Raw genomic sequence first — 4,952 nt, forward strand, 5'->3', positions numbered from 1 at the left:
CCGCCACAAGACGCTCGATGCCATGGGCGATCTGGCGCTGGCCGGCGCGCGCTTCATCGGCTGTTTCCGCTCCTATCGCGGCGGCCACCGGATGAACGCGTCCGCGTTGCGCCGGCTGCTTTCCGACCACACGGCCTTCGAGATCGTCGAGACCCGGCGCCGCGAGCGCGGCCGCGTCGCCGAGATGATTGCCGTCAGCCGGCCGGTCTACGCACCCTGGGTGATCTGATTTTTAACCGTTTTCTGGCGTTGTAGTCAGGTTGTGTTGCGCGATTGCATCACGAATCGCTGAAATTGCACAACCTCGGTCGCTGAGCCAGGCCGCCACAAAAATGTGCGATTGGCCGGACATAGCGTTGCCGGGCAAGGGGATAATGGTTTATGGCTTCGGCCCGGACCGAAACGACGCCGAAGGGGCGGAATCCAAACATGTTTTTTTCGCGAGTTGGTCAATCGGTAACGCCGCGTCGGCGTGTTTTGCTGGCGCTGTCGGTGGTTGCTCCCGCGCTTATTCTTTCGGCCTGCATGTCCTCCGAGAAGGACGTCAACCTGGCGACCTATGTCGATCAGACCGAGCCGGCCGACGTCCTCTACAACCAGGGCCTGGCCAATATGAATGCCGGCCGCCTCGACGAGGCGAGCAAGAAGTTCGATGCGGTCGACCGCCAGCATCCCTATTCGGAATTCGCTCGCAAATCGATGGTGATGGGGGCTTTCGCCGACTATCGCGCCGGCAATTATGACGAGGCGATCGGCACCGCGAAGCGCTACCTGACGCTTTATCCGTCTACCGACGACGCCGCTTACGCGCAGTACATCATCGGCCTGAGCTATTACCGGCAGATCAAGGACGTCACCCAGGATCAGAAGGAGGCGCGTCAGACCATCCAGACCATGCAGGATCTGGTGACGCGCTGGCCGAATTCCGAATATGTCCCCGACGCCAAGGACAAGATCCGTTTCGCCAACGACCAGCTTGCCGGCAAGGAGATGCAGGTCGGCCGCTATTATCTCGAACGCCGCGAATACATCGCCGCCGTGAAGCGCTTCCGCACCGTGGTCGAGACCTATTCCAACACCCGCCATGTCGAGGAGGCGCTCGCGCGCCTGACCGAGTCCTATTATGCCATGGGCTTGACCTCGGAAGCGCAGACGGCCGCGGCGGTGCTCGGCACCAACTATCCGGACAGCCAGTGGTACAAGGATTCCTACAAGCTCCTGCAGAGCAACGGGCTTGAGCCGCGCGAGAATGCCGGATCGTGGATCTCTAAGGCCGGGAAGCTGATCACCGGCGCCTGAAGCTTGCGATGCTGTCCAGACTGTCGATCCGCGATATCGTCCTGATCGAGAAGCTGGACATCGACTTCCTGCCTGGGCTTTCGGTGCTGACGGGCGAAACCGGCGCCGGCAAATCCATCCTGCTCGATGCCTTGTCGCTGGCGCTCGGCGCGCGAGGCGACGCCTCGCTCGTGCGCCATGGCGCCGCGCAAGGCCAGGTCATCGCGGTGTTCGACGTGCCGCGCAACCATCCGGCGCGCGCGCTGCTAGCCGAAAACGACATCGAGGATGACGGCGATATCATCCTGCGCCGCGTGCAGACCGGCGACGGCCGCACCCGCGTCTTCGTCAACGACCAGCCGTCCAGCGTCACGCTGATGCGCGATGTCGGCCGCGCGCTGGTCGAGATTCATGGCCAGCATGACGAGCGCGCGCTGGTCGATCCCGGCGCGCATCGCGAATTGCTCGACAGTTTCGGCGGCCATCTGGGCGCCGTGCACGGCACGGGCGAAGCCTGGCGCTACTGGCGAAACTGCGAGCAGGAGCTTTCGCGGCATCGCGCCAAGGTCGAGGCGGCGGCGCGCGAGGCCGATTATCTGCGCGCTTCCGTGGCCGAGCTCGCGAAACTCGATCCGCAGCCGGGCGAGGAGACGGAGCTTGCCGAACTGCGCGCGCAGATGATGCGGGTCGAGAAGATCGCCGCCGAAATCCACGACGCGCAGGATGTGTTGTCGGGACCATCCTCGCCCTTACCGCAGCTTGCCAGCCTATTGCGCCGGCTGCAGCGCAAGGCGGGCGAAGCGCCGGGCCTGCTCGACGACGTGGTGAAATCGCTGGACGAGGCGATGATCTCGCTCGATGCCGCGCAATCCGGCGTGGAAGCTGCGCTTCGCGCCACCGAATATGATCCGCAACGCCTGGAGAAGGCGGAGGAGCGGCTTTTCGCGCTGCGCGCCGCCTCGCGCAAGCACAATGTCGCGGTGGACGATCTGGCGCAACTGCGCGACACGATGGTGGCCGATCTTGCCGATCTCGATGCCGGCGAGGAGCGGTTGCATGCGCTGGAAAAGCAGGCCGCCGCGGCGCGCGAGGCCTACGATATTTCGGCGGCGCAGCTTTCCTCGCTGCGCCAGGCGGCGGCATCGGGCCTGACCAAGGCGGTGATGGCGGAACTGCCGGCGCTGAAGCTCGAACGGGCCGAGTTCATCGTCGAGATGGGAAGCGATGCCGAAAGCCGCATGGAAGAAGGCATCGACCAGGTCGAGTTCTGGGTGCGGACCAATCCAGGCACCAGGCCGGGGCCGATGATGAAGGTCGCCTCCGGCGGCGAGCTCTCGCGGTTTCTTTTGGCACTGAAGGTGGCGCTCGCTGATCGCGGCTCGGCGCCCACCCTGGTTTTCGACGAAATCGACACCGGCGTCGGCGGCGCCGTGGCCGATGCCATCGGCCAGCGGCTGGCGCGGCTGTCGAAGCGCGTGCAAGTGCTTTCGGTCACGCATGCGCCGCAGGTTGCGGCACGCGCCGCGACGCATTTCCTGATCTCCAAATCCGGCGGCAAGGACCGTGTCGCCACCGGCATCGCCGAAATGGACCGCGCCGCGCGCCAGGAGGAGATCGCGCGCATGCTGGCCGGCGCCGTCATCACCGACGAAGCGCGCGCCGCTGCGGAGAGGTTGCTGCGCGAGAATACGGCCGCGGCCTAGGCTGTGCTGATATTCAGGTGAGGCCGGTCTGCGAACGGCGGTTTCCTGCGCTTCCGGTGCGTACTTCAAGTACGCTCCGCTCCGTTTCTCGGGAAGCCACCCCTTCTCGACTCGGCCTGACCTGAATCTCAACACATCCTTGGAGCTGGGTTCCCCCAGCCTGCAGGTTGAGTCAGCAGATGGCTGCATCTTGCTGTTCAGCAATGATTTTTGCGCAATCCGACTCCCTCGCGGCGAATCCTGATTTATAGTGGCCCGCCATAATTCGAGGACCGCGTTTCATGTCGGAAAAACCAGTCGAATCGCTGAGCGAGGGCGAGGCCACGGAGGAGCTGAAGCGGCTCGCGGCGGAGATCGCCGAGCACGACCGGCGCTATCACGCCGAGGACGCGCCGACGATCTCGGACGCCGAATATGACGCGCTGGCACGGCGCAACCTCGCCATCGAAGAGCGCTTTCCCGATCTGGTGCGCGAGGATTCGCCGTCGCGCCGGGTCGGCGCGCCACCGGCGGAGGGCTTTGCCAAGGTTCGTCACGCGGTGCCGATGCTCAGCCTTGCCAAGGCCTATACCGACCAGGATGTCGCCGATTTCATCGAACGCGGAAGGCGCTTCTTCGACCGCGACAAGGACCTCGACATCGCCTTCACCGCCGAGCCGAAGATCGACGGCCTGTCGGCCTCGCTGCGCTACGAGAACGGCGTGTTCGTGCAGGGCGCGACTCGGGGCGACGGCGCGGTCGGCGAGGACATCACCGCCAATCTGAAGACCATTGCCGACATCCCGAAGAAGCTGCAGGGCTCGGGCTGGCCGGAGGTCATCGAAATCCGCGGCGAGGTTTATATGACCTATGCCGAATTCGAGGCGCTGAAGCAGCGCTCGGCGGCTACAGGCGGCCAGGATTACGTCAATCCGCGCAACACGGCGGCCGGATCGCTGCGCCAGAAGGACCCGTCGATCACCGCCAGCCGCAACCTCAAATTCTTCGCCTATGCCTGGGGCTATACGACAGCAGATCCGGCTCCGACGCAGTACGATTCCGTGCAGAAGTTCAAGGAGTGGGGATTCAAGGTCAGCCCGCTGATGGTGCGGGCGAGGTCGATCGACGAGCTCATTGCGCATTACCACCGGATCGAGGAGCAGCGTTCCTCGCTCGGCTACGACATTGACGGCGTGGTCTATAAGGTCGACCAGCTTGAGTTGCAGCGCCGCTGGGGCTTCGTCACCGGCGAGCCGCGCTGGGCCGTCGCCCACAAGTTCCCGGCCGAGCAGGCGATGACGACGGTCGAGAAGATCGACATCCAGGTCGGCCGCACCGGCACGCTGGCGCCCGTGGCACGGCTGGCGCCGGTGACCGTCGGCGGCGTGGTGGTCGAGAACGTCACGCTGCACAATGAAGACTACATCAAGGGCTTCGACAGCAACGGCCAGCCGATCCGCGACGGCATCGACGTGCGCATCGGCGACACGGTGGTCATCCAGCGGGCAGGGGACGTCATCCCGCAGATCGTCAGCGTCGTCATCGACAAGCGGCCGGCCAATGCTGTGCCTTACGAATTTCCGCATACCTGCCCGGTCTGCGGCTCGCCGGCGACGCGCGAGATCAACGAAAAGACCGGCAAGGAGGATTCGCGCCGGCGCTGCACCGGTGAGCTGATCTGCGCCGCCCAGGCCGTGGAAGGGCTTCGCCATTTCGTATCGCGCGGCGCTATGGATATTGAGGGCCTCGGCGCGGAAAACATCGACCTCTTCTTCAATGCGGGACTGGTGAAGACGGCGGCTGACATCTTCACGCTGAAGGGTCGCCGCCCGGCCGTCACCAAGGCGCTGGCCGAGCGGCGCGAGGAGCAGGCGCGGCTGCGCGAGGAAGCCTCGGGCAAGACGCGCAAGAATGTGCGCAGCGTCGAGGAGCGCAACTATGAAGGCCTCGACAAGCTCTTCGCCGCCATCGACGCTCGCCGCGAGCCCGAGC

At 64.9% G+C, this 4,952-nt stretch carries 4 protein-coding genes; all 4 read left to right on the forward strand.

Annotated elements, in window-relative coordinates; translation table 11 throughout:
- Positions 1–229: UDP-3-O-acyl-N-acetylglucosamine deacetylase (locus EOA24_RS27215; RefSeq protein ID WP_189354245.1), on the forward strand; the 229-nt coding region annotated here is incomplete at its 5' end.
- Between the two features lie 200 nt (positions 230–429).
- On the forward strand, positions 430–1,299 hold the full coding sequence (locus EOA24_RS27220) for an outer membrane protein assembly factor BamD (protein WP_126082003.1): 870 nt from the start codon (positions 430–432) through the stop codon (positions 1,297–1,299).
- Positions 1,300–1,307: 8 nt separating this feature from the next.
- Positions 1,308–2,981 (forward strand): DNA repair protein RecN, encoded by a 1,674-nt coding sequence (recN, locus tag EOA24_RS27225; protein WP_126082004.1) that lies wholly within the window; start codon positions 1,308–1,310, stop codon positions 2,979–2,981.
- A gap of 281 nt (positions 2,982–3,262) precedes the next feature.
- On the forward strand, positions 3,263–4,952 hold a 1,690-nt coding region (ligA, locus tag EOA24_RS27230), incomplete at its 3' end, for an NAD-dependent DNA ligase LigA (protein ID WP_127410260.1).

Source organism: Mesorhizobium sp. M2A.F.Ca.ET.039.01.1.1 (genome assembly GCF_003998035.1).
Lineage (GTDB): Bacteria > Pseudomonadota > Alphaproteobacteria > Rhizobiales > Rhizobiaceae > Mesorhizobium.

Bases quoted from the DNA above. Each gene is read 5' to 3' on its own strand.
- EOA24_RS27220 (WP_126082003.1), top strand. From the start codon at position 430: ATGTTTTTTTCGCGAGTTGGTCAATCGGTAACGCCGCGTCGGCGTGTT.
- recN (WP_126082004.1), top strand. From the start codon at position 1,308: ATGCTGTCCAGACTGTCGATCCGCGATATCGTCCTGATCGAGAAGCTG.